Here is a 23,846-nt window from a genome sequence, read left to right as displayed (position 1 = left end):
GGTGCAGTCTTTGCGTGGCGGCCGTGGGCCGCGGGACAGCGACGGGCACGATGCCATGAACACGGGCAGCGGAGGCGACCCTGCCGCCTGCGCGGCGCGGCCACCCGGCCCGGCTGCCGCGGCCGGCGCGATCCATCCGGCCTTCCTGCCGCCCGAGGCGCTGGAACTGGACCTGTCCGACCCGCAGCAGCGCGACTTCGGCGACTACGAACTGCGCGAGCGGCTCGGCGCCGGCGGCATGGGCGTGGTGTACCGTGCCTGGCAGCGCAGCCTGGACCGCGAGGTGGCCATCAAGCTGCTCTCGTCCGCGCCGTGGACGCAGGACGAGGCGGCCGCGCGCTTCCGCCGTGAGGCGCGCTCGGCCGCGCGCCTGCAGCATCCCAACATCGTCGCGATCCACGGGTTCGGCAGCCACGACGGGATCGAGTACTACGCGATGGCGCTGGTGCGCGGGCCGAGCCTGGCCCGGCGGCTGGCAGTCGACGGCCCGATGGCGCCGCGCCAGGCCGCGCGCCTGGGGCGTACCGTCGCCGAGGCACTGCACTACGCGCACCGCCTGGGCGTGCTGCACCTGGACCTGAAGCCGGGCAACGTGCTGATCGGCGAGAACGGGGAGCCGCAGGTCGCCGACTTCGGCCTGGCCCGGCACGTGGAGGGCGGGCGCGCCGTCGATCCGGACGAGGTCTCCGGCACGCCCAGCTACATGGCGCCCGAACAGCTCGACCCGGGGCCGGACGGCATCGGCGTGGCCACCGACATCTACGGGCTGGGCGCGATCCTGTACGAGCTGCTGACCGGCGAACCGCCCTTCCACGCGCCTACGCCGGCCCGCACCCTGGCCCTGCTGCGCCACGGGCGCCTGCGCCGGCCACGCCGCTATCGTCCCGACCTGCCGCTCGATCTGGAGGCGATCTGCATGCGCTGCCTGGCGCGCGCGCCGGCCGAGCGCTATCCGGACGCGCATGCGCTGGCCGAGGACCTGGGGCGCTTCCTCGAGGGGCGCGAGGTCAGCGTGCGCCCGCTCAACGCCGTCCAGCGCCTGGGCCGCTGGATCCGGCGCGAACCGAAGCTGGGCGGCGCGATCCTGGCCGCGGTGCTGGCGCTGGTGGTCGGCCTGGCACGGCGCTGGTGCAGTGGGAGCGGGCGGAGGCGGGCGCGGCCGCCGCGCGCGGGAAGACCTGGCGCCGCGCGGCGACGCGGCCTGGCGTCTGGTCGTCGAGGGCCGCCATGCCGACGCCCTGCCCCTGCTGGCCGGTAACCTGCGCGAACGCCTGGCGCACGGCGACGCCGCCGGCGTGGCGCTGGAACGCATGCGCCTGGGCACGCTGCGCCGGGGCGGCGCGCGGCTGGTGGACGTGGTCGCCACCGGCGGCGTCGGCCGTGCCCTGGACCGGGACGCGGCCGGCACGCGCGTGGCGGTGATCGACATGGACGAGGACGTGCGCCTGTACGCCACCGCCGACGGCCGCCTGCTGCTGCCGCCGGAGGAGGTGTTCCCCGACCTGCTCGACGCCACCTTCGACGCCAGCGACCGCCACGCGGTGCTGCGCAACCGCCAGGGTGATGCACGCCTGTTCGCGGTGGACGGCTGGCGGGCACGCACGCCGGCACGGCGCATGTCCGCCATCGGCGGCAGCTGGATCCTGGGCGACAGCGCACGCTTCATCGCCCGCTGCTACGAGCGCCGCCTGGAGCTGCTGGACGCCACCAGCCTCGGCCCGCGCCTGATGCATGCCTTCGCCCCGGCCGAGGCGCCGACCCGCTGGGCGGCGCAGCCCGGTGGCGCGCTGCTGGCGCTGGGCCATGCCGACGGCAGCGTGCGCCTGCTGGACACCGCCAGCCTGCGCATGCGCCAGGTGAGGCCGGCGCCGTCGGCCGCCGTCGAGGTGCTGGCCTTCAGCCGCGACGGGCGCTGGCTGCTGGCCGCCGCCGGCGGCCATGTCTACGTGTGGGACGCGGCCGGCGGCACCGGCGGCGTGCTGCCCGCGCCACGCGCCATCGCCGCCACGCGCCTGCAGGCCGATGCCGGCGACGGCACCGTGGCCGCCTTCGCCCCGCACGACGGCCTGCTCTGGCGGCTGCCCGACGCGCCCGACGCCGACCTGCGCGAACGCATCGCCGCCGCGCGGCCGGCGGTGGCGCAGCTGGCCCTGGGCCGGGCGCTGCCCCGCAACGCCGCCGCCTATGCGCCCGGCACCGGCCTGTTCGCCAGCATCGCCCGCGACGGCAGGCTGCACCTGTGGCGCTGGAGCGGGCCGGGCATGCCGGCAGGACGCGCGCCGCCGCTGGCGGCGGAGGAGCTGCATTTCGACGGCCACCACGTGGCCGTGGTGGACGGCCACGTGGCGCGCGTGATCGCGGTCCGCGACGGCCGCGAAGCCGGCCCGCCGCTGGTGCATCCGCAGCCGGTGTCCTACGCCGCGTTCACGCCCGACGGCCGGGTGCTGGTGACCGCCAGCGGCCGCGAGCTGCACGCCTTCGACTGGCGCACCGGCCGTCTGCTGTATCCGCCGTGGCCGCTCGACGGCACGCCATTGCAGGTGCGACTGTCGCCGGACTCGGCGCACCTGCTGGCCACCACACTGCAGCGCCGCGACGGGCGCCACGTCGCCATCGCCTCGGTGTTCGACCTGCGCGGCGGCCGCGTCCTGGCGCACGGCGTGGCGCTGCCCGGCCCGCTGCCGGCGTGCGCTTCAGCCGCGACGGGCGGCGGCTGGTGCACTGGCAGGCCGATGCGCTGCAGGTGCGCGATGCCGCCACGCTGCAACCGCTCGGCACGCTGCTGCGCCCGTTCGCGCAGGCGCCGGCCGGCGCGCTGCTGGCCATCGACGACGCCTGGGTCGCCGACGACGGCCACACGGTCACCGTTTCCATCGACTCCATGGAGGAGCCGGAGGCGCCCCGGCTGGTGGAGATGGATGCCGCCAGCGGGCGCGTCCTGCGCGAGCGCCGGCTGGAGCCGGGCTTCCGCTCGCGGCTGTTGGACGCCGCCGGCAGCCCCGGCCTGCTGCTCCACGCCCAGTATTCCGGCGGCGTGTACTGGTCCGATGCCGGGCACGACCTGCGCCTGCCGTTCCCGGCCGCCACCGTGCCGCCGGTGCATGCGGCCAGTGGCGACGGGCGCTGGCTGGCCGTCGCCGCCGGCGGCGAGGTGCTGGTCGGCGACCGCGCCAGCGGCGAGTGGGCCGCGGTGCTGCCGGCGCCGCCGCTGCCGCTGGGCGACCACGTGGTGCAGCTGGCCTTCGCCCGCGACGGCGGCGCGCTGCTGGCGCGCACGGCGCAGGGCCGCTGGGGGTGGTGGCCACTGCCGGACGCGGCGGAGGACGACGATGCGGACCTGGCCGCCACACCCACGGACGACGGCCCGGCGGGCATCGCCGCGCCCCTGCCCGCGGCGGAGCGGGCACGCCTGCGTGCGGCCGATCCCGGACCGCCGCCGGTCGCCGCCGCCACGGCCCCGCCCACCGCCGCGGCGGGGCCCCCGCCACCGGCCGCGGCGGGCCTGGTGCCGCTGGACCTGGGCCCGGCCCACACCCGTCCGCTGGAGCCGGGGCGCCTGCCCGCCGCCGGGGTCGCCGCGGTGCCGGCCGGGCGCCCGCGCCTGCTCGGCGTCGACTTCGACATCGGCGGCGTGGTGTTCCTGAGCATGGACCAGGCCCCCGCCGCGGCCACCGGCATTCCTGCTTCGTCGGTGCTGCTGCCGCCGCCGCGGCCGCGCTTTGCCGCCGTGCACCTGCTGCTGACCGGCTGCTGCCGGCTGCCGGGCCATCCGGACGCACCCTACGCCTTCCTGGTGCTGCACTATGCCGACGGCGGCCAGGCACGCGTGCCACTCCACGTCGGCCGTGACCTGTGGCTGCCGGACGACGAGCCGGACGCGGCCACGGACGCGCGCATCGCCTGGATGCACAGGACGCCGGACGGCATGCTGCTGGGCCTGTACGCGCCACGGCTGGCCAATCCGCACCCGGAGCGCGAGGTCGCCGGCATCGCCTTCGCGGCCTCGGAGTACTTCGCCAGCGGGCCGATGATCTACGCCGCCACGCTCGAACTGGAGCGCGTGCCGGAGCGCGGGGACGCGGCGGACTGCGCCGGCCCGTTCCACGCATGGCGGTGGCGCGGGGACGCCTGTGGCCTATTCCGCCTTCGCTGCCCGCTCCGCCGGCGCGCCGGCCGGCACCGGTTCGTGCCAGATGCGGTGCCACATCGCCGCCAGGCGCCGGCGCGCCTGCCACGGCAGGCGCAGCTGCCGCGGCGGCCGCAGCGGCTGCCAGCGGCCGTCGACGCCGCGTTCGGCCACGGCGAACACGAAGCTGTAGTCCGGCTCGGCGCCCATGCGCAGATCGGACAGCTCCAGGCGGCCGTCGCGCTCGCGCGCCTTCATGAAGCCGTGGTTGAACCAGGCCAGGCGCCGCACCGCCGGGACGTCCGCCGCCTCGGCCAGCGCCCGGGCATCGGACGGATACCCGCCGAACGCGATCGGCCCACGGTCGGCCACCAGCGAGTACTCGCCCTCGACGAAGCCGCAGGGCGTCATCGCCACCACCCGCCACAGCAGCGTGTTGAACGGCATTGGCACCGAGAACCGCGGCGCATCCCGCAGGCCGAGTGCCGCCAGCGACCGGTCCGCCTCGCGCTCGACCATGGCCTTGGCCAGCAGCGACCAGCCCAGGTAGGCGCTGCTGAGCACCAGTCCTGCCAGCAGCGCGCGCTGCGCGAGCGGCCGCTCCGGCGCCCACCATGCCACCACGCAGGCGGCCAGCAGCCACACCGTGTACAGCGGGTCGATGATGAACACGCTGGACCACATCACCGGCCGCACCGGGAGCGGCCACCACAGCTGGGTGCCGTAGACCGTGAACGCGTCCAGCAGCGGGTGCGTCACCAGGGCCAGCTGGATGGCCCAGAACCAGCGTGCCGGCGCCTGTGCCACCCGCCCGCGCCCGTACCGCCGGAACAGCCACCACAGCAGCCAGCCCACCGCCGGCAGCACGAACAGCGAGTGGCTGAAGCTGCGGTGCAGGGTCATCCGCGCCACCGGGTCGTCGGTCAGCAGCAGCAGCGGCAGCGAATCCAGGTCCGGCAGGGTGCCGAGGGCGGCGCCGGCCAGCAGCGCGGCGCGGCGGTGGCGGGCGGGCGCGACGGCCGCGGCCACCGCGCCGCCGAGCACGATCTGGGTCAGCGAATCCATGCGCCGATGCTAGCAGCGCGCCGGCCGGCGCCGGCACGGCGCGCGTGCGCTTTCCCTTCATGCACGCCGGGCCGTACCCGTGTATCATGCGCGCCCATCTTTTCATCCGAATACAGGGATATAGCCCGATGTCCAGCTATCTCTTCACCTCCGAGTCGGTGTCCGAAGGCCATCCGGACAAGATCGCCGACCAGATCTCCGACGCCGTGCTGGACGCCATCCTGGCGCAGGACCCGCGCGCGCGGGTGGCGTGCGAGACCCTGGTGAAGACCGGTGCGGCCATCGTCGCCGGCGAAGTGACCACCACCGCGTGGGTGGACATCGAGGAGCTGGCCCGCCGCATCATCAACCAGATCGGCTACAACAACTCCGACGTCGGCTTCGACGGCCACACCTGCGCCATCATCAACATGCTGGGCAAGCAGTCGCCGGACATCGCCGCCGGCGTGGACCGCAAGAAGCCCGAGGAGCAGGGCGCCGGCGACCAGGGCCTGATGTTCGGCTTCGCCTGCACCGAGGCGCCGGAGTACATGCCCGCGCCGATCTACTACAGCCATCGCCTGGTCGAGCAGCAGGCCAAGGTCCGCAAGAAGAAGAACTCGCCGCTGCCGTGGCTGCGCCCGGATGCCAAGAGCCAGGTGACCCTGCGCTACGAGGGCAACAAGGTCGTGGGCCTGGACGCGGTGGTGCTGTCCACCCAGCACGACCCGGGCATCAGGCACAAGGACATCGTCGAGGGCGTGTACGAGCACATCCTCAAGCCGGTGCTGCCGAAGAAGTGGCTGGACGCGCTGCCGAAGAAGAAGCTGCACATCAACCCGACCGGCATCTTCGTCATCGGCGGCCCGGTGGGCGACTGCGGCCTGACCGGCCGCAAGATCATCGTCGACACCTACGGCGGCATGGCCCGCCACGGCGGCGGCGCGTTCTCGGGCAAGGATCCGTCGAAGGTCGACCGCTCGGCCGCCTACGCCGCCCGCTACGTGGCCAAGAACGTGGTCGCCGCCGGCCTGGCCGACAAGTGCGAGGTGCAGGTCTCCTACGCCATCGGCGTGGCCGAGCCGACCTCGATCTCGGTGACCACCTTCGGCACCGGCCGCATCCCGGACGCGCAGATCGAGAAGCTGATCCGCAAGCACTTCGACCTGCGCCCGTACGGCATCATCAGGATGCTGGACCTGGTGCATCCGATCTACCAGCCGACCGCGGCCTACGGCCACTTCGGCCGCAAGCCGTACGAGGTGACCTACACCGACGGCGCGGGCAAGAAGCGCACCGCCACCGCCTTCTCCTGGGAGAAGACGGACAAGGCCGAGGCGCTGCGCGCCGATGCCAGGCTGAAGTGACCGCCGCGGCCCGCCGGCCGCGCCACGGACACGAGGACGGGCCGCGCAAGCGGCCCGTCGCCTTTTCCGGCACCCGGGGCGGAGCGCCTCAGTGGCGCACGGTCACCCGTACGTCCTCCGCGCCGCCGGCGCGCGCGGCCAGCACCCGATCGCCCACGCGCTCGAACATCAGGTCCACGCGCGCCCCGCCCACGTCCAGCCGCTCCACGAACAACCGGTCCACGCCCGGCGGCAGCTGCGGCTGGACGATCTCCACCTCGCCGCGGCAGGCGTCGATCTCCAGGCCCAGGCAGGCCTGCAGCAGCATGAACACCGAACCGGCCGACCAGGCCTGGGGCAGGCACGCCACCGGGTAGGCGATCGGCGGCTCGCCCGCGCCGCGCGGGAAGCCGCAGAACAGCTCCGGCAGGCGCATGCCGAAGTGGGTGGCCGCCTCGAACACCTCGCCGAGCAGGCGCGTGGCCTGGCGGCGCGCGCCGTAGCGGGCCATGCCGGCCGCGCACAGGGCCACGTCGTGCGGCCACACCGACCCGTTGTGGTAGGACATCGGGTTGTAGCGCGGCTGGTCGGCGGCCACGGTGCGGATGCCCCAGCCGTTGTCGAAGCGCGGCTGGCCCAGCTGCGCAATCACCCGTGCCGCCCGTTCCGGCGCCGGCAGGCCGACGAACAGCAGGTGCCCGGGGTTGGAGGCCAGCACCCGGCACATGCGCCCGGCGCCGTCGCGCGCCAGGGCGTAGAAGTCCAGCGCCTCGTCCCAGAAGCGCGCCTCCACGGTCTGTCGCAGACGCAGGGCCCGGGCGTGCCAGCGCGCGGCCGCGCCGGCGTCGCCGCGCGCCCGCGCCAGTTCCGCCATGGCGTGGAAGGCCTCGAAGGCGTAGCCCTGCACCTCCACCAGCGCGATCGGCCCTTCCGCCAGGGTGCCGTCCTCGTGGAACACCGAGTCGTCGCTGTCCTTCCAGCCCTGGTTGGCCAGGCCGCTTTCCTGCCCGCGCGCGTAGGCCAGCAGCCCGTCCGGATCGGCGTCGCAGCTGCGCTCGATCCAGCCGGTGGCGCGCTCCAGCGCCGGCCACAGCGCGTCGAGGAAGGCGCGGTCGCCGGTGCGGCGGAAATGTCGCCCGGCCAGCACCACGAACAGCGGCGTGGTGTCCACACCGCCGTAGTACAGGCCGAACGGCACCTCGCCCAGGGCCGCCATCTCGCCCTTGCGGGTCTCGTGCAGGATCTTGCCCGGGGCCGAGTCGCGGAAGCTGGAGGTCTCCTCGGCCTGGCGCTCGGCCAGGTAGGCCAGCACGCCGCGGGCCAGGCCCGGGTCCAGCCACAGGGTCTGCAGCGCGGTGATGATCGCGTCGCGGCCGAACGGCGTGGAGAACCACGGGATGCCCGCGTACGGGTAGCGGCCGGAGGGCAGGTCGCTGGCCAGCAGGGCGATGTCGGTGCGCGAGCGCTCCACCCAGGCGTCGAACAGCAGGCCGCCGCCGCGCAGGCGCGCGCCCGAACGCCGGCGCGCGCGCAAGGCCCGCCGCGCCTGGACCATGGCGCGGCGGTGCCGCTCCCCGCCCGGGCAGGCCACGTCGGCGCCGATCTCCAGGTACAGGGCGAAGGCCTCGCGTGGCGCCAGCCAGCGCTCGAAGCGCGCGGTGGCGCCGTCCAGGCGGGTCGGCACGGTGGAGAAGGCCACCACGGTGCGCCGCGCCACGCCGTCCAGGCCGTCGTAGCGCAGCACCACCCGGTCGCCGGCGGTCTCGGCCTGGGGGTAGCTGCCGCGGCGCGGGCGCTCCATGCCGCGCACCTCGAACATGTCGCGGAAATCGGCGCCGAACTCCAGGACCAGCGGCAGGAACACCGGCGCGCGCGCGTAGTTGGTGCAGACGATGCGCTCGTGCAGGCGGCCCTCCCACAGGAAGCGCGAACGCTCGATGTGGATCACGCCCTGCGCCGAGGGGCTGTCGCCGATCGGCGGCAGCGGGCGGTTGGTCAGGTGCGCGCTGAACACCACCTTGTCCTGGGCGATGGCCGCGCTGAGCAGGGCCGGCGTGGTCCCGTCCAGCGACAGCCGCAGGCGCGAGAGCACCCGCGTGCCGTCGTGGAACAGGCCGTCGGCCTCGCCCCCGCCGTGGATGTCGCCGAGGGCGTCGCAGACCAGGAAGCTGTCGCCGTCCTTGAGCGAGTAGCTCACCTGGCGGCTGACCGGGATCGTCGGGGCCATGCGCATCGCTCAGGCCAGGCGGGCCACCGTGGCGGTCGCGGAGGCGGCCTGCGCGGCGTCCGGGGTCACCAGGCGGTGGTACAGGTCCAGGTAGGCGCGGGCCATGGTGGTGGCCGAGAAGCGCCGCTCGAACACCCGGCGGATGGTGGCGCGGTCCAGCTCGTGCACGCGTGCCAGGGCCGCCACCGCCTCCTCCTCGGAGCGGACGATGAAGCCGGTCACGCCCGGCTCCACCACCTCGCGCACCGAGCCGCAGTCCCAGGCGACCACCGGCGTGCCGCAGGCCATGGCCTCGATCATCACCAGGCCGAACGGCTCGGGCCAGTCGATCGGGAACAGCAGCGCCGCGGCGTGGCCGAGGAAGTCGGACTTGCGCGTGTCGTCGATCTCGCCGATGAACTCCACGCCGCCGCCGGCCAGCATCGGCAGGATGCGCTCGCGGAAGTAGGCCGAGTCGGCCGTGTCCACCTTAGCGGCGATGCGCAGCGGCATGCCGGCGCGGCGGGCGATGTCGATGGCGCGGTCCGGCCGCTTCTCCGGCGAGATCCGGCCGAGGAAGGCCACGTAGTCGCCGCGCGGCGCCTGCGGCGGCGTCAGCAGCCGCTCCGGCAGGCCGTGGTGCACGGTGCCGATCCAGTGGGCGAAGCGCAGCGGTGCGCGCTGCTGGTCGGAGATGGACACCAGCGGGTAGCGCGACCAGCGCCGGTAGGCCTCCGCCAGGCCGGCCAGGTCCAGGCGGCCGTGCAGCGTGGTCACGGTGCGCCCGGCGATGTCCTCGAACATGGGGAAATGCAGCAGATCCACGTGGAAGTGGATCAGATCGAACTCGTCGGCGCGGCGGCGCACCTCGTCCAGCATGGCCAGGTGTGCGGCGATGTCGGACTTCAGCGGCTGCGGGTCCAGGCGCAGGGCCTGGTCGCGGCAGGCCACCAGGCGCGCGCGGGTGTGGCTGTCGCCGCTGGCGAACACGGTCACGTCATGGCCGAGCTCGACCTGGGCGTCGGCCAGGTAGGCGACGATGCGCTCGGTGCCGCCGTACAGGCGCGGCGGCACCGCCTCGTACAACGGGGCGACGTGGGCGATGCGCATGGCCTTGCCTCCTCAACGGCCGGCGCGGCGGACGTGGCCGGACGGGAGCGGGCGCGGCCGCCATGGCACGGGGCCGACGGGTTCCCTGCGCACGGCCAGCCCGCGCGCACAGCTGGAGAAGATCAACGGCCTGACGTTCATCATGCACCTCCTCGCATTGCGCTTTGACCGGCGGCGGGCCACGACGGGGCCCTGCGTCCGTGGGTCGGACTGTCGCAAACGGGATGGGCACGGCACGGCCAGCCCCCTGCCCGCGTGCCGGGGGCGCGCGCAGGCGTACAAGGGGAAGCGGTGTCTCCGCGGCCGGCCGTGGGCCGCCGCCGCTGGCGGCCGAGTTGGGGACGGGCCGGCGCCTTTTCAAGGCCCCGCCGCGGCCCTCAGCCGGTGTTCTGCACGCCCTGGGAGACGCCGTTGACCGCCGCCACCAGCGCCTGCAGCAGGGCCCCGTCCTCGCGTCCGGAGGCGCGCCAGCGGCGCAGCAGGTCCACCTGCAGCACGCTGATCGGGTCCACGTACGGGTTGCGCAGGCGGATGGACAGGGCCAGGCGCTGGTCGTGCTCGAGCAGGAAGGCCGCGCCGCTGATCCGCAGCACCCAGTCCACGGTCAGGCGGTGCTCGTGCTGGATGCGCGGGAAGAACGCCGCGTGCAGCTCCTCCCCGGCCAGGCGCGAGAACACCTCGGCGATGCCCATGTCGCCCTTGGCCAGGACCATGGACACGTCGTCCAGGAAGGTGCGGAAGAATGGCCAGTCGCGCGCCATCTCGCGCAGCACGTCCTCGCCGAAAGCCTGCACGCCGGCCTGCAGGCCGCTGCCGACGCCGAACCAGCCGGGGATCACCGCGCGCGCCTGGCTCCAGGCGAACACCCACGGGATCGCGCGCAGGTTGGACAGGGCCGCGTCCTCGCCCAGCCGGCGCGAGGGCCGCGAGCCCAGGGTCATGCGCTCGATCACGTCGATCGGCGTGGCGCCACGGAAGTAGTCCATGAAACGCGGCGCGCCGACGAAGTCGCGGTAGGCGCGGCTGCTGGCCTCGGCCACCGTGTCCATCACCCGGCGCCAGAGTTCCTCGCGCGGCTCCGGCGGGCGCGGGCGGATGCTGGAGACCAGCACCGCGCCGGTGGCCTGCTCCAGCGAGCGCAGCGCCAGGGCGCGGATGCCGTACTTGCGGTGGATGGCCTCGCCCTGCTCGGTCACGCGCAGGCGCCCGTCCACGCTGCCGCGCGGCGAGGCGTCCACCGCGCGGGTGGTCTTGCTGCCGCCGCGGCTGAGCGAGCCGCCACGGCCGTGGAAGAAGGTCAGGCGCACGCCCGCCTCGCGCGCCACCTGCAGCAGCTCGACCTGGGCGCGCTGCAGGCTCCAGCGCGAGGCGGCGATGCCGCCGTCCTTGCCGCTGTCCGAATAGCCCAGCATCACCATCTGCATGTCGCCGCGCGCGGCCAGGTGCTGCCGGTACACCGGGTCGGCCAGCAGGTCGCGCAGGGTGTCCGGGCCGTGGCGCAGGTCGTCCACCGTCTCGAACAGCGGCGCCACGTCCAGCGGCACGCGCCCGTCCCCGTCCCCCAGCCCGCCGCGCGGGGCCGGGGCCAGCCCCGCCAGCACGTCGGCGCGGCTGCGCGCCATGCTGATGATGTAGGCGCCCAGCGCGTCCGGGCCGTGCCGCCGGCGCGCCTCGGCCAGCGCCGCGAACACCGCGTCCAGGCGCCGGTTGCCCTCCTCCTCCACCTGCGGCAGCACGGACTCCCCGCCGGCGAAGGGCGCCAGCACGCACGCCTGCGCGGCCGGGTCGTGCGCCTCCCACTGCGTGTCGCCCAGGGCCGCGGCGATGGCGCGCGCGTGCACGCCGGACTCCTGGCGCACGTCCAGGCGCGCCAGGTGGAAGCCGAAGGTGCGCAACCGCCACACCAGACGCCGCACCGGGAACCAGCCGGCGTGGATGCCGCGGTTGTGCTCCAGGCTGCGCCGGATGAGGTCCACGTCGGCGGCGAACTCCTCCGGCCCGGCGTAGCCCTCGGGCCGGTCGTCGAGGGTGGCCTGCAGGCGCGCGCGCATCAGGTCCAGCAGCAACCGGTACGGCATGTCGGCGTGGCGCGGGCGCGCCGCGGCGGCGGCCTCGGGCAGCAGCGCGCGGTAGTGCTCCAGCCGCTCCAGCACCTGGCGGTCGACGCCGACCACGCCGATGGACTGGGTGAGCACGCGTGCCAGCTGCTGCAGCTCGCCCGCGTAGCGGCCGAGGATGGCGCGGCGCTGCGCCTCCAGGGTGGCGCGGATGGTGCCGGCGTCCACGTTGGGGTTGCCGTCCATGTCGCCGCCGACCCACGTGCCGAAACGCACCATGCGCGGCAGCTCGGTGGCGATGCCGAAGGTCTGGCCCAGGGCCTCCTCCAGCGACTCATAGAACACCGGGATCACCCGGTACAGCACCTCGGTCAGGTAGAAGCCGACGTGCTCGCGCTCGTCGTCCACGGTCGGCCGCACCGGCGAGGAGTCGGCGGTCTGCCAGGCCGAGGTCAGGGCCATGCGGAAGCGCGCGGTGTCGGCGGCCTGCTCGCCGGGCGTGCGCTGCCCGTCCAGGCCGTCGATCAGCGCGGCGACCATGATCTGCTCCTTCTCCAGCAGGGCGCGCCGCACCGCTTCGGTCGGATGGGCGGTGAACACCGGCTCGACGTCGATGCGCTCCAGCCAGTCGCGCACCTCGGCCGCGTCCACCCCGGCCTGGCGCAGGCGCTGCAGCGCGTCCAGCAGGCTGTCCGGCTGCGGGCGGGCGCCGCCCTTGCGCTGGTAGTCCCGCCGGCGGCGGATGCGGTGCACACGCTCGGCGATGTTCACCACCTGGAAGTAGGTGGAGAAGGCCCGGATCAGCGCCAGCGCGTGCTGCGGCGGCAGACCGTCCAGCAGCGCGGCGAGCTTGTCGATGCCCTCGCCGTTCTGGCGCCGGGCGATGGCCGTGGTGCGCACCCGCTCGACCTCCTCGAGGAAGGCGGGGGACTGCTGCTCGGCGAGCATCCGGCCCACGAGCGCGCCAAGGCGGCGCACGTCGTCGCGGAGGGGCAGGTCCGGCGGAGCGAACTCCAGGTTGCGTGGAGCGTTCATCGTTGCACGCAATGCCTCTGCGGGGGACAGGCATCGTGCAGCTTAGCCGGGGCGCGTGCTGCGCCGCAAAAGTTTCAGGCGCACCGAAAGACGACGGCCGGCATGGCGCCGGCCGTCGCATGGGCCCTGCCCTCAGTCGGCCGTGACGGCCGGTGGTGCCTGGCGCAGGTGCTGCTCGAGCCAGGCCTCGGTCTCGTACAGCATGTGCATGATCGACTCGCGCGCGCGGTAGCCGTGCGATTCGCGCGGGAGCATCACCAGGCGGGCGTTGCCGCCCAGGCCCTTGACCGCGGCGAACAGGCGCTCGCTCTGCATCGGGAAGGTGCCCGGGTTGTTGTCGTCCTCGCCGTGGATCAGCAGCAGCGCGTCCTTGATCCGGTCGGCGTAGTTGAACGGCGACATGGCCAGGTACACGTCCTGCGCCTGCCAGTAGTTGCGCTCCTCGGACTGGAAGCCGAACGGGGTGAGGGTGCGGTTGTAGGCGCCGCTGCGGGCGATGCCGGCCTTGAACAGGCGCGAGTGCGCCAGCAGGTTGGCGGTCATGAACGCACCGTAGGAATGGCCGCCCACGGCGATGCGGTCGCGGTCGGCCACGCCGCGGCGCACGACCTCCTCGATCGCCGCCTCGGCGCTGGCCACCAGCTGCGGGATGTAGGTGTCGTTGGGCTCGGCCTCGCCCTCGCCCACGATCGGCACCGAGAAGCCCTCCACCACCGCGTAGCCGCGCGCCAGGAACGGCAGCGGGCCCCAGTAGCTGACCGCGTTGAAGCGGTATGGCGAGCCGGTGACCTGGCTGGCCGCCTCGGCCGACTTGTACTCGGTCGGGTAGGCCCACATCAGCGTCGGCAGCGGGCCGTCGCGCTGCGGGTCGTAGCCCGGCGGCAGATACAGGTTGGCGGTCAGTTCCACGCCGTCCTTGCGCCGGTAGCGGATCAGCTCCTTGCGCACGTCCTTCAGCTGCGGCGTCGGGTGCGGGAAGCGGGTCAGCGCCACCGGCTGTGCGGCCGGATCGGACAGGTCCCTGAGGTAGTAGTTGGCCGGCTCGGTGGGCGACTCGCGGGTGATCAGCGCGCGCCGGCCCTCGTCGTCCAGCAGCGCCACCGGCACCTCGTAGTACGGCGCCTGCGAGTGGAACAGCCGGGTCTTCTCGCCGGTGCGCAGGTTGACCCTGTCGAGGAACGGGCGGTCGCCCTCCGGCGAGGCGCCCTGGCCGCGCAGGAACAGGCTCTCGCCGTCGGCGGCCACGAGCAGGCGCTGGCGGCCGGCCGCGTCCGGCGCGGTCAGCGGCGTGCCCGGGTCGTTGTAGCGGTCCTCGTAGGAGCGGTCCTGCACCAGCACCGGCGCGGTGTCCGGCTGGTCGGGGGCGATGCGCCAGACCTTCACCCGGCGGTTCTTCCACCAGCGCTCGGTCAGCAGCGCCAGGTCGCCGCGCGCCCAGGCGATGCCGCGGTAGCGCGAGCCCAGCTCGGCCAGCACGCGCGGCGGCTGGTCGAAGGGCGCCGCCTGCATGTACACCCGGTCGCGCACCGGCGCCTCGCGCGCCGGATCGCCGCCGTCCTGGGCCTCAGCCCAGACCAGGGTGGCCGGGGCGTCCTCGCGCCAGGCCACCGCGCGCACGCCGGCGGGCACCGCGTCGTTGCCGGTGGGCAGGCCCTCGACCAGCGGCAGCGCCGCCACCTCGTGCTCGAGCCTGCCGTCCAGCGCCCGCACCTCGATCCGGCGCGGGAAGTAGTAGTACGGCACCAGGAACGAGAACGGCCGCTCCAGGCGCGTGGTCAGCAGGTGCCGGCCGTCCGGCGAGACGCTGGCCTCCAGCCACAGGTCCGGGCCGCCGGCCTCGGCGCCCTTGCCGTCCACGCCGACCACCGCCAGCTGCGAGGTCAGGTAGTGGGCGAACAGGCGCGCGTGGGCCTCGCTCCTCAGCAGGTCCTGATAGGTGCGCACGCCGCGCACCACGCCGGTGGCACCGGTCTGCTGCACGTTCGGGCCGGTGGGGATGCCGTCGTCCTTCGGCGGTTCGCCCTGCCCGCGCGGGCGCAGGCGCACCAGCAGTCGGCGGCTGTCCGGCAGCCAGGCGAAGCCCCGGCCGGCGATGGTGTTCAGCGGGCGCTGCAGCAGCCTGCGCGCGCGCCCGGCAGCCACGTCCACCAGCCACAGCTCCACCGTGCCGGCGGCGGCGTCCTCGCGGGTGAAGGCCAGGTACTTCTGGTCCGGCGACCATTCCAGCTCCGCCAGGCGCAGCGGCTCCGGCAGGCCCTGGATGCGCCGCTCCTGGCCGCTGGCCAGCTCCATCAGCCACAGGTCGCTGGCGAAGGAGAAGCGGCTGGCCGACCAGGTGCGCGGGTTGATGCGCATGCCGGCCAGCTTCAGTTCCGGCTGCGCGACCTCGGCGATGGACGGCAGCGGCGGGATCCGGGTCAGGGCCGCCAGGTCACGCCGCGGACTGGGCAGCAGCGCCGGCGCACGCGGCGCGTCGACGATGGCCTGCAGCTCCGGTGACGGCAGCCGGTAACCGCCGTCGTCCCGTGCCGAGGCCAGCACGGGCACCAGCAGGAACAGCAGGGAGAACAGGCGCAGGCCGTGGCGCAGGGCCACGGCGGGGAGTGGGTGGCTCATTCGGCTTGATCCGTGTTGTCCTCGCGCCGCGGGCGCGTGAGCTGCCGACCATAGCAAGCGCCTCCGCGCCCCCCATGGTCCGTAAGTCACGGCTTCATCCTTCCATCCCCATCAGGCGATATACTGGCCGCTTCCGCCGAGGGGCGCTGCGACCTCGCGGGCCCGGGACCGCGTCCCGCGCCCGCCCGATGGCCAGGCTCGGCACCGCTTTCCATTCAACGGCGCCCGTAATGCAGAGCCACAGGCTCGCCACTACGGAGACCCAGCCATGAATGCCCAGATCCAGAACCTCCCGACCGCGGGCGACTACAAGGTCGCCGACATCAGCCTGGCCGACTGGGGCCGCAAGGAGATCGACATCGCCGAGCACGAGATGCCCGGCCTGATGTCGATCCGCCGCAAGTACGCGCCGCAGGCCCCGCTCAAGGGTGTGCGCGTGACCGGCTCGCTGCACATGACCATCCAGACGGCGGTGCTGATCGAGACGCTCAAGGACCTCGGCGCCGACGTGCGCTGGGCCTCGTGCAACATCTTCTCCACCCAGGACCACGCCGCCGCGGCCATTGCCGCCACCGGCACCCCGGTGTTCGCCTGGAAGGGCGAGACGCTGGAGGAGTACTGGGACTGCACGCTCGCCGCGCTGTCCTTCCCCGACGGCCAGGGCGGCTTCCTCGGCCCGCAGCTGGTCGTGGACGACGGCGGCGACGTGACACTGCTGATCCACAAGGGCTACGAGTACGAGCAGGGCGATGCCAGCTGGGTCGAATCGCCCTCCTCCAGCCACGAGGAGCAGGTGATCAAGAACCTGCTCAGGCGCGTGGCGAAGGAGCGCCCGGGCTTCTGGGCGCGCGTGGTCGCCGACTGGAAGGGCGTCTCCGAGGAGACCACCACCGGCGTGCACCGCCTCTACCAGCTGGCCGAGCGCGGCAAGCTGCTGGTGCCGGCGATCAACGTCAACGACTCGGTCACCAAGAGCAAGTTCGACAACCTGTACGGCTGCCGCGAGTCGCTGGCCGACGGCCTCAAGCGCGCCATGGACGTGATGCTGGCCGGCAAGGTGGCGGTGGTCTGCGGCTACGGCGACGTGGGCAAGGGCTCGGCGCAGAGCCTGCGCGCCTACGGCTGCCGGGTGATCGTCACCGAGATCGACCCGATCTGCGCGCTGCAGGCGGCGATGGAAGGCTACGAGGTCAAGACTGTCGAGGACACCCTCGGCGAGGCCGACATCTACGTCACCACCACCGGCAACCGCGACATCATCCGCCTGGAGCACATGCTGCAGATGAAGGACCAGGCCATCGTCTGCAACATCGGCCACTTCGACAACGAGATCCAGGTGGACCGCCTCAACGCCCTGGATGGCGTGAAGAAGGTCAACATCAAGCCGCAGGTGGACCGCTACGACCTGCCCAACGGCCGCTCGCTGTTCCTGCTGGCCGAGGGCCGCCTGGTCAACCTGGGCTGCGCCACCGGCCATCCCAGCTTCGTGATGTCCAACTCGTTCTCGAACCAGACCCTGGCGCAGATGGACCTGTGGGCCAACCGCGACCGGTACGAGAAGAAGGTCTACCGCCTGCCGAAGAAGCTGGACGAGGAAGTGGCGCGCCTGCACCTGGAGAAGATCGGCGTGAAGCTGACGAAGCTGACGCCGGAGCAGGCCGAGTACATCGGCGTGCCGGTGGACGGGCCGTACAAGCCCGAGCACTACCGCTACTGAGCGCGGGCAGCGCGACGGGCAATGGACGGGCGCCTTCAGGCGCCCGTTTCGTTCCTGCGCGCCGTCTTCCTGCGGGGAGTGCGCGGACGCGGCGGACGCCGCGCCGGGAAGGCCGGCGCGGCGGCGGGCGCGGCGCCCAGGAGGGCCTCCAGTCCGGCCAGCACGTCCAGGTAGGCGACGAAATGCTCGAGGTAGCCGGGCGCGATGTTGCCGATGGTGTCCAGCGCGCGCCCGGCCAGCTTGGCCGAGTTCAGCGGCCCGGCATGTTCCAGCGGCTGGCTGCGCGCGCGCCGCAGCTGGCTGCGCGTGCGCACCGTCTGCCACATCGCGCGCGCCTCCCGCAGCAGCGGCGGCGCCGGCGGCGCGGCCGCCGGATCGGACGCGGGCGCGGCGGCGGCGTCCCCGGCCACGTCGTGGTCGGGCGAAGCCGGCGCCTGCCGGGCACGCAGCCCGGCCACCAGCGCCGCCAGCGCGGCCAGGCCCGGCGGTGTGCCGGCCTCCGCGGATGCAGCGTCCGCGGCCTGTTCCAGCGCGGCGATGCGCGCATCCAGCAGCGCGCGCACCGGGCCCGCGGCGCGGTCGCGGCGGCGGCGCAGCGCCTCCAGCAGCAGCCCGCGGACGCCGTCCGGCGCCTGCATGCCGCCGGTGCGGTCGCCGGCGTGGCTCATCGCCCCTCCTGCCCCTGCCCGGGACGCGGCATCGGGGCGATCTCCACGCGGCGGTTCTGCGCCCGGCCCTTCTCGTCGGCATTGGAGGCCACCGGGTGTTCGGCGCCGAAGGCGGCGGCGAACACCTGCGAACTGGGCACGCCGGCGTCGATCAGCGCACGGGTCACGGTCAGCGCGCGCTTGGCCGACAGCTCCCAGTTGTCGCGGTACAGCGCGTTGTCCTCGTGGATCGGGCGGTCGTCGGTGAAGCCGCTGACCATCAGGATCTCGCCACGCGCCTGCAGGTATTCCTTCAGCGGCCCGGCCAGCTCGGCCAGCACCTTCCCGCCCTCCTCCGACAGACGGTCGGAGTTGCGCGGGAACAGCACGCTGCCCCGGATGCCGATGCGCCCGTCCACCAGGGTGATGCGGCCTCCGGCCAGCGGCGCGGCCAGGGCCTGCTCCAGCGCCTGGCGGCGCTGTTCGGCCTGCTCGCGCTGGCGGATCTCGTCCTTGAGCCGGGTCTCCAGGTGCAGCTGCACGCCGATCACGCCGGCCAGGATCAGCACGAACACGCCCAGCAGCACCGCCATCAGGTCGCCGAAGCTGGCCCAGACCGGAGCGCCTTCGTCCAGCGCGGCATCCAGCTCGTGGTCCATGCTCATGCCGCCTGTTCCGCGCGCGCCGCCGCCAGCTGGCGCAGGTCCTCGACGATCTGCTTCTGCGCCAGCAGGCTCAGGTCCACCACCTCGCGCGCCTGCGCCACGTAGTAGGCCAGCTGCTCGTCACTGCGCGCCAGCGCCTGCTGCAGCGCGCCCTCGATCCGCTCCAGGCGCTCGGCCAGGCGGCCGTTGACCTCGCCGAAGGCCTCCACCGCGGCGCCGAAGGCCTCGCCCAGGCCGGCCACCTGCGCCGCGCCGGCGTCCACCCGCGCGGCCAGCGCGTCCAGGCGCGCGGTACCGCTTTCCACCTGCTCGCCGAAGCGCGCACCGACCCGCTCCAGCAGCTCGGCCGAGGCCGCCACCAGCGCGTCGATGGCCGCCTTCTGCTCGGTGGAGGCATGGTTGACCGCCTGCAGCAGGGTGGCCAGGGTCTCCATCAGCTGGTTGCGCTCGGCCAGCATGGCGGTGTCGCGCACCATGCTCTCGGACAGCGACTGGCGCAGGCTCTCCACCACCTCAGCCGCCGCGCGCGGGGCCCGGGTGGCGGCCTCGACCAGGCGGCCGACCTCGGCGATGGTCTGCGCGCCGTGCGCGCGCGCCTGCTCGGCGGCGGCCTGCGCGCTCTCGGCGATGGCCGCGTAGGCCTGGCGCTGCTCCTGCGCCGCGGCCTGGCCCAGCTGCCGCCACTCCTCACGTAGCGCCGTGCCCAGCTCGGCCAGCGACCGCGTCCACGCCGCCAGGCGCTCGCCCTCGCGCGCGGCCAGCACCGCCTCCAGGCGCGCCTGCGACTGGCCGAGGGTGTCGGCCAGGGCTTCCGCCTGGCCGCGGAAGGCCTCGGCGGCCGCGGCCAGGGCCGCACGGCCCTCGTCCACCTGGCGCTGCTGCGCCGCCTGCAGCGCGACCTGCGCCTCGCGCATCGCAGCCAGCAGCTCCTGCGCCTGGCGGGCGAAGGCGGCGGCCGCGTCCTCCACGGTGGCGCGCTGTTCCTGCGCGGCCTGTGCCTGCAGCGCCTGCTGGCGCGCCAGCGCGGCATCCCAGCCGGCGGCGATGGCAGCCACGCTGCCGTCCAGGCGCGTGGCCAGGCCTTCGGCCAGCTCGCGGCTGCGCTGCTCGAAGCCGTCCCCGAACCGCTGCAGGGCCTGTTCCAGCCCCTGCGCCTGCGCCTGGCCGGCCTGGCGGTGCTCCGCCAGCGCCGCGTCCCAGGTGGCGGCGATGCGCGCGGTGGCCTGCTCCAAGCCGGCGGCCGATTCCTGCACGTGGCGCTGCACGGTCTGCGCCAACGTGTCCTGCAGCGCGCGCGTGCCCTCGGCGATCCGCGCCAGGGTCGCCTCCAGCACCGGCTGCAGGGCGCGGCCGGCGGCCTCGGCGCCGCCGGCGATGCTCTCGCGCAGCGACTGCTCCACCGAGTCCGCCAGGCGGGTGTAGGCGGCCTCGGCACGGGCGTGGAACTCCCGCTGGCGCGCGTCCAGGCGCTCGTGGCCGGCGCGGGCCTGCTCCTCCAGGGTCCGGGCCAGCGCCTCCAGCCGCTCCACCAGCGCCGGCATGTGGCGCGCCTGCTCCTGCAGCGCGCGGTAGGTGTCCTCGCGCTGGCGGGCGTGGGTGTAGGCGTGCAGTGGCCCGACCATGGCCGCTTCCAGCCTGCGCGCCACGGCCTGGCGCTCGCGCCGCGCCAGCGCCGCCATCAGGCCGAGCATGGCCGAGGTGGCGATGCCGGCGATCGAGGTGCCGAAGGCGAAGCCCAGGCCCTTGACCGGTGCGGCCAGGGCGTCGCGCACGGTCTGCAGGTCGGCGGCCGTCTCCAGGGCGATGCCGGTGCCGCGCAGGGTGCTCATCATGCCCAGCAGGGTGCCGAGCATGCCCAGCAGCACCAGCAGGCCGGCCAGTGCTCCCGACATCACCGGGGCCGGCAGACCGCCGCGTGCGCCCTCCACGCGCAGGGCCACCACATGGCGCAGACCGGACGGCACCTGCTCCAGCCAGGCCTGCAGCGAGGCCGGCGGCGAGGCCAGCCCATCCAGGGCCGCGGCCAGCCCCGCGCTGTCGCGGCGGTAGCGGTGCAGCTCCAGCGCGCCGGCCAGGAAGGCGGCGGCGATCAGCGCCAGCACCGGCAGGATCCAGGCGCTGGTGCCGGCGTAGGCGATCGCCACCCAGGCGATGGCGGCCAGGCCGAGGAAGGAAGCGGTCGAATGCAGCAGCTTGTGGGTCATCTGGGGGGAATTCGGCAAGGTCAGGCCGCCGCCAGCAGGGCGTCGATGGGCGAAAAGCGCACCTCCAGCTCGGCCTGCAGCAGGGCCTGCAGGTCGCGGCGAAAGCGTGCGCGCCAGTCGCCCGGCGGCGGGGAGGCCGGGGCATCCGCGTCCCCGGCCGGGTGGTCGTGGGCCTGCGCGTGCAGGCGCAGGAAGGCGCGTTCGAGCAGGGCGGGCACCGCGCCCAGCAGGGCGTGCTCGCGCGGGCTGAGCACCCCCTCCAGCACCGCGTCGATCTCGCCCAGCCGCGCCAGCTCCGGCGAGCGCGCGGCCAGCGCCTCGCGCAGCTGGCCACGCAGGCGGCCGGTGGCGGCGGCGATGGCGTCCTGCAACCTGAGGTAGCGCCTGCGCAGGCCGGCGAACTCGGCCGCGGCATCCGGTTCCGGCAGGCCGGCCGGATCCACCGCGGCCTCGTCCCATGCCCGGGCGTCGGCGATGGCCGCGGCCAGGGCCGCGCGGACCCGCGCCGCCTCCGCGCGCAGGCCGTCCAGCGCGGCGGCCGGCGCGGACGCGGGGGCGACGCGGCCATCCAGCGCGCGCGCCAGCGACACGGCGCGGTTCCAGTCCACCCACTGGCCCAGCTTCTCCAGCAGGCCCGCCTCGGGAGCGGCCCCCTCCAGCTGCACCACGGAGGCCAGCAGGCGGACGAAGGCGGGACCGGCGACGGACCGCGGCAGTGCTGTCTCCATGGCTCTGGCAGCCCAAAAGGCGGTCATTCTACAGGCAGCCGCGCGGGCCGCCGGCGGACTCAGCGCCAGTTGGCATGCCGCTCCCAGAAAGCCACCGAGCGCAGGTAGGCCTGGCGGTCCAGCGGCACGCCCGAACCGCCCTCCTCCACGCCCAGGGCGTTGCGCATCATGGTGATCGGCGCCATCGGGATCTCCTCCGGCTCCATGGTGTACAGGCAGCCGACGATGCCCCAGTCGCCGTCGATCGGGCTGCCTTCCCTGGCCATCTGCTCGGCGCTGTACAGGATCGGGATCAGGTACCTGGCCACCGGCGGCTGCAGGCCCTCGAACCAGCGCACCAGCACCGGCAGCTCCTCCCTGGTGCGCGCCTCGTAGGCGCTGCGCAGCAGGTGGCGGTTGTCGTCGGTGATGGGGATCACCGAGCAACGGGTCGAGGTCCAGTTGCGGTGGACGTGCAGCCGGCAGAACGGGGCGTAGCCGGGCAGCACCTTCAACGGCAGCTCCTCGTTGAGCCGGCGCACGAACTCCTCGGCGGTGCAGTCCTGGATGGCGGTGGCGCGGCCGTCGCGCGGGAACAGGCGCGCGCGGGCGAAAGGCGTCATGACGATGCTCATCCGGCCATTGTCGCAGAACCGCGCGGCGCGGCCGCCGCCGCCCGGCGCGCGGACGCGGGCCGCCGGCAAGCCATGCTTCCATCGCGATAAAGAGATATGATGACACCCGTCCCGCGCCCGGCCGCCCGCATGGTCCCGATCAGCTTCGAGTTCTACCCGCCCAAGACCGACGAACAACGCGCCCAGCTGGACCGCACCGTGGCGCGCCTGCGCGCCTTCGCCCCGGAGTACGTGTCCTGCACCTTCGGCGCCGGCGGCTCCACCCTGAGCTACACCTCCGAGACCGTGCGCCACCTGCAGCAGGACCTGGGCCTGGAGGCCGCGCCGCACCTGTCCTGCGTGGGCGGCACGCGCGAGGAGATCCGCGAGCTGCTCAAGCTGTACCGGGCCATCGGCTGCCGCCGCATCGTCGCCCTGCGCGGCGACCTGCCCTCCGGCATGGGGCATCCGGGCGACCTGCGCTACGCCGCCGAGCTGGTGGCCCTGATCCGCGCCGAGCATGGCGACCGCTTCCGCATCGAGGTGGCAGCCTATCCCGAGGTGCACCCGCAGGCCGAGGACGCGCTGGCCGACCTGCGCCACTTCAAGGCCAAGGTCGAGGCCGGCGCCGACGGCGCCATCACCCAGTACTTCTACAACGCCGACGCCTACTTCCGCTTCGTGGACGACGCCCGCCGCGCCGGCGTGGACGTCCCGATCGTGCCGGGGATCATGCCGATCTCCAACTTCACCCAGCTGCGCCGCTTCTCCGAGGCCTGCGGCGCGGAGATCCCGCGCTGGATCGGCAAGCGCATGCAGGCCTTGGGCGACGACGTGGCGGCGGTGCGCGAGTTCGCCGCCGACGTGGTCGCCGGGCTGTGCCGGCGCCTGGTCGAGGGGGGCGCGCCGGCGCTGCACTTCTACACCCTCAACCTGGCCCGGCCCACCGAGGCGGTGTTGCGCCGCCTGGCCTGAACCGGCGCGCACGCCCCGTGCCGCCTTCCCGCGCCCGCCGCACACGGCTAGGCTGCGGGCATGCCCCCCCGTTCCACCGCCCCCGTGCTGCTGGCCGCGCTGCCCGCGCTGCCGGCCCCCGCCCCGGCCCAGGTGCACCGCTGCACGGATGCCGAGGGCCGTCCCGGGTTCAGCGACCAGCGCTGCGCCGACATCGGCGCATACGAACGCGTGCCGGCCGCGCCCGCCGGCGCGCGTGGGGGCACCACGGCGCCGCCGCCGCGCCCGGGTGGCTGCCCGCGCACGCTGGGCGCGCTGGTGCAGGAGATCGCCGCGGCGGTGCGCAGCCGCGACGTGAACCGGCTGTCGGCGGTGTACGACTGGAACGGCGTGGACGCGCGCCAGGCCGCGCGTGTGTTCGACCAGCTGGAGGCGATCGTGGCCAGGCCGCTGGTGGACATCGCACCGGTCCGTGCCGAAAGCGCACCGCCACCGGCGCCACCGGCCCCGCCCCCCGCGGCGGCCGAAGCGCCGGCGCCCGCGCCGCCGGAGGCGGCCTGGATGCCCAGCTGGGCCGGCCACCTCGCCGCGCCCCCGGCCGACCCCGGCGCACCGGCGCCCGCCCCCGCGGACGCCCCCCCCGACCCCGCCGCATCACCGCCGGCCGCGCCACGGCCGCCGCGCCCGGTGGGGCTGCGCCTGGAGCAGACCCTGGCCGGCACGGCCACGCCGGTGCGCACCGTGTTCGGGCTGCGTCGCCACTACGGCTGTTTCTGGATCCGGCTCTGAATCGCCGCG

General features: G+C 74.5%; 16 protein-coding genes and 1 riboswitch. Of the genes, 6 read left to right on the top strand and 10 right to left on the bottom strand.

Features of this window, described 5'->3' with window-relative positions; genetic code table 11:
- Positions 1 to 55: 55 nt before the first annotated feature.
- Together CR938_RS01730 and CR938_RS14835 are read left to right on the top strand one after the other, a co-directional pair.
- On the top strand, positions 56 to 1,258 hold the full coding sequence (locus CR938_RS01730) for a serine/threonine-protein kinase (RefSeq protein WP_162123356.1): 1,203 nt from the start codon (positions 56 to 58) through the stop codon (positions 1,256 to 1,258).
- Between the two features lie 52 nt (positions 1,259 to 1,310).
- On the top strand, positions 1,311 to 3,644 hold the full coding sequence (locus tag CR938_RS14835; protein ID WP_343038554.1) for a WD40 repeat domain-containing protein: 2,334 nt from the start codon (positions 1,311 to 1,313) through the stop codon (positions 3,642 to 3,644).
- 491 nt (positions 3,645 to 4,135) lie between these two features.
- On the opposite strand, the gene CR938_RS01725 is transcribed toward CR938_RS14835, so the two are convergent.
- Positions 4,136 to 5,191, bottom strand: a complete 1,056-nt coding sequence (locus CR938_RS01725) for a metal-dependent hydrolase (RefSeq protein WP_162123355.1) — start codon at positions 5,189 to 5,191, stop codon at positions 4,136 to 4,138.
- 128 nt (positions 5,192 to 5,319) lie between these two features.
- Here CR938_RS01725 and metK point away from each other — a divergent pair, with 128 nt between their 5' ends.
- Entirely contained in the window at positions 5,320 to 6,537 is a 1,218-nt protein-coding gene (gene metK, locus CR938_RS01720) for a methionine adenosyltransferase (protein ID WP_162123354.1), read from the top strand.
- An 88-nt stretch (positions 6,538 to 6,625) separates the two neighbouring features.
- Here the strand turns inward: metK and CR938_RS01715 are convergent, their stop codons facing one another.
- The 4 genes from CR938_RS01715 to CR938_RS01700 form a co-directional block, all read right to left on the bottom strand.
- Entirely contained in the window at positions 6,626 to 8,743 is a 2,118-nt protein-coding gene (locus CR938_RS01715; protein ID WP_246190934.1) for an amylo-alpha-1,6-glucosidase, read from the bottom strand.
- Positions 8,744 to 8,752: 9 nt separating this feature from the next.
- Positions 8,753 to 9,832 carry a glycosyltransferase family 4 protein gene (locus CR938_RS01710; RefSeq protein ID WP_162123352.1) on the bottom strand — a complete coding sequence of 360 codons (1,080 nt, stop codon included), beginning with the start codon at positions 9,830 to 9,832 and terminating at the stop codon, positions 8,753 to 8,755.
- A 377-nt stretch (positions 9,833 to 10,209) separates the two neighbouring features.
- Positions 10,210 to 12,924, bottom strand: coding sequence for a phosphoenolpyruvate carboxylase (gene ppc, locus CR938_RS01705; RefSeq protein WP_162123351.1), 2,715 nt, complete (start codon positions 12,922 to 12,924; stop codon positions 10,210 to 10,212).
- Positions 12,925 to 13,056: 132 nt separating this feature from the next.
- Positions 13,057 to 15,540, bottom strand: coding sequence for a S9 family peptidase (locus CR938_RS01700; protein ID WP_162123350.1), 2,484 nt, complete (start codon positions 15,538 to 15,540; stop codon positions 13,057 to 13,059).
- A gap of 132 nt (positions 15,541 to 15,672) precedes the next feature.
- Positions 15,673 to 15,774: riboswitch (S-adenosyl-L-homocysteine riboswitch) on the top strand.
- Between the two features lie 34 nt (positions 15,775 to 15,808).
- Here CR938_RS01700 and ahcY point away from each other — a divergent pair.
- Complete coding sequence (gene ahcY / locus CR938_RS01695; protein WP_162123349.1) at positions 15,809 to 17,257, top strand: adenosylhomocysteinase; 1,449 nt, start codon at positions 15,809 to 15,811, stop codon at positions 17,255 to 17,257.
- Positions 17,258 to 17,292: 35 nt separating this feature from the next.
- Here the strand turns inward: ahcY and CR938_RS01690 are convergent, their stop codons facing one another.
- The 5 genes from CR938_RS01690 to CR938_RS01670 are packed head-to-tail and all read right to left on the bottom strand — an operon-like array spanning position 17,293 to position 22,115.
- Positions 17,293 to 17,925 carry a DUF2894 domain-containing protein gene (locus CR938_RS01690; protein WP_162123348.1) on the bottom strand — a complete coding sequence of 211 codons (633 nt, stop codon included), beginning with the start codon at positions 17,923 to 17,925 and terminating at the stop codon, positions 17,293 to 17,295.
- On the bottom strand, positions 17,922 to 18,563 hold the full coding sequence (locus tag CR938_RS01685; RefSeq protein ID WP_162123376.1) for an OmpA family protein: 642 nt from the start codon (positions 18,561 to 18,563) through the stop codon (positions 17,922 to 17,924). The genes CR938_RS01690 and CR938_RS01685 overlap by 4 nt, the downstream gene beginning before the upstream one ends.
- 2 nt (positions 18,564 to 18,565) lie before the next feature.
- Positions 18,566 to 20,773, bottom strand: coding sequence for a DUF802 domain-containing protein (locus CR938_RS01680; RefSeq protein WP_162123347.1), 2,208 nt, complete (start codon positions 20,771 to 20,773; stop codon positions 18,566 to 18,568).
- Between the two features lie 20 nt (positions 20,774 to 20,793).
- Complete coding sequence (locus tag CR938_RS01675) at positions 20,794 to 21,501, bottom strand: DUF3348 family protein (protein ID WP_162123346.1); 708 nt, start codon at positions 21,499 to 21,501, stop codon at positions 20,794 to 20,796.
- A 59-nt stretch (positions 21,502 to 21,560) separates the two neighbouring features.
- Positions 21,561 to 22,115: a DUF3228 family protein gene (locus tag CR938_RS01670; RefSeq protein WP_162123345.1), complete on the bottom strand. Its 555-nt coding sequence runs from the start codon at positions 22,113 to 22,115 to the stop codon at positions 21,561 to 21,563.
- 129 nt (positions 22,116 to 22,244) lie between these two features.
- Here CR938_RS01670 and metF point away from each other — a divergent pair, with 129 nt between their 5' ends.
- Positions 22,245 to 23,069, top strand: coding sequence for a methylenetetrahydrofolate reductase [NAD(P)H] (gene metF / locus CR938_RS01665; RefSeq protein WP_162123375.1), 825 nt, complete (start codon positions 22,245 to 22,247; stop codon positions 23,067 to 23,069).
- Between the two features lie 60 nt (positions 23,070 to 23,129).
- Positions 23,130 to 23,837: a DUF4124 domain-containing protein gene (locus CR938_RS01660; protein WP_162123344.1), complete on the top strand. Its 708-nt coding sequence runs from the start codon at positions 23,130 to 23,132 to the stop codon at positions 23,835 to 23,837.
- Positions 23,838 to 23,846 lie beyond the last annotated feature (9 nt).

Origin of the sequence: Pseudoxanthomonas taiwanensis (assembly GCF_010093135.1) — a bacterium.
In the GTDB taxonomy this organism is placed as follows: Bacteria; Pseudomonadota; Gammaproteobacteria; order Xanthomonadales; family Xanthomonadaceae; genus Pseudoxanthomonas; species Pseudoxanthomonas taiwanensis.
Note: the sequence above shows the minus strand (reverse complement) of the source record. Positions and strands in the feature narration are given on the sequence as shown.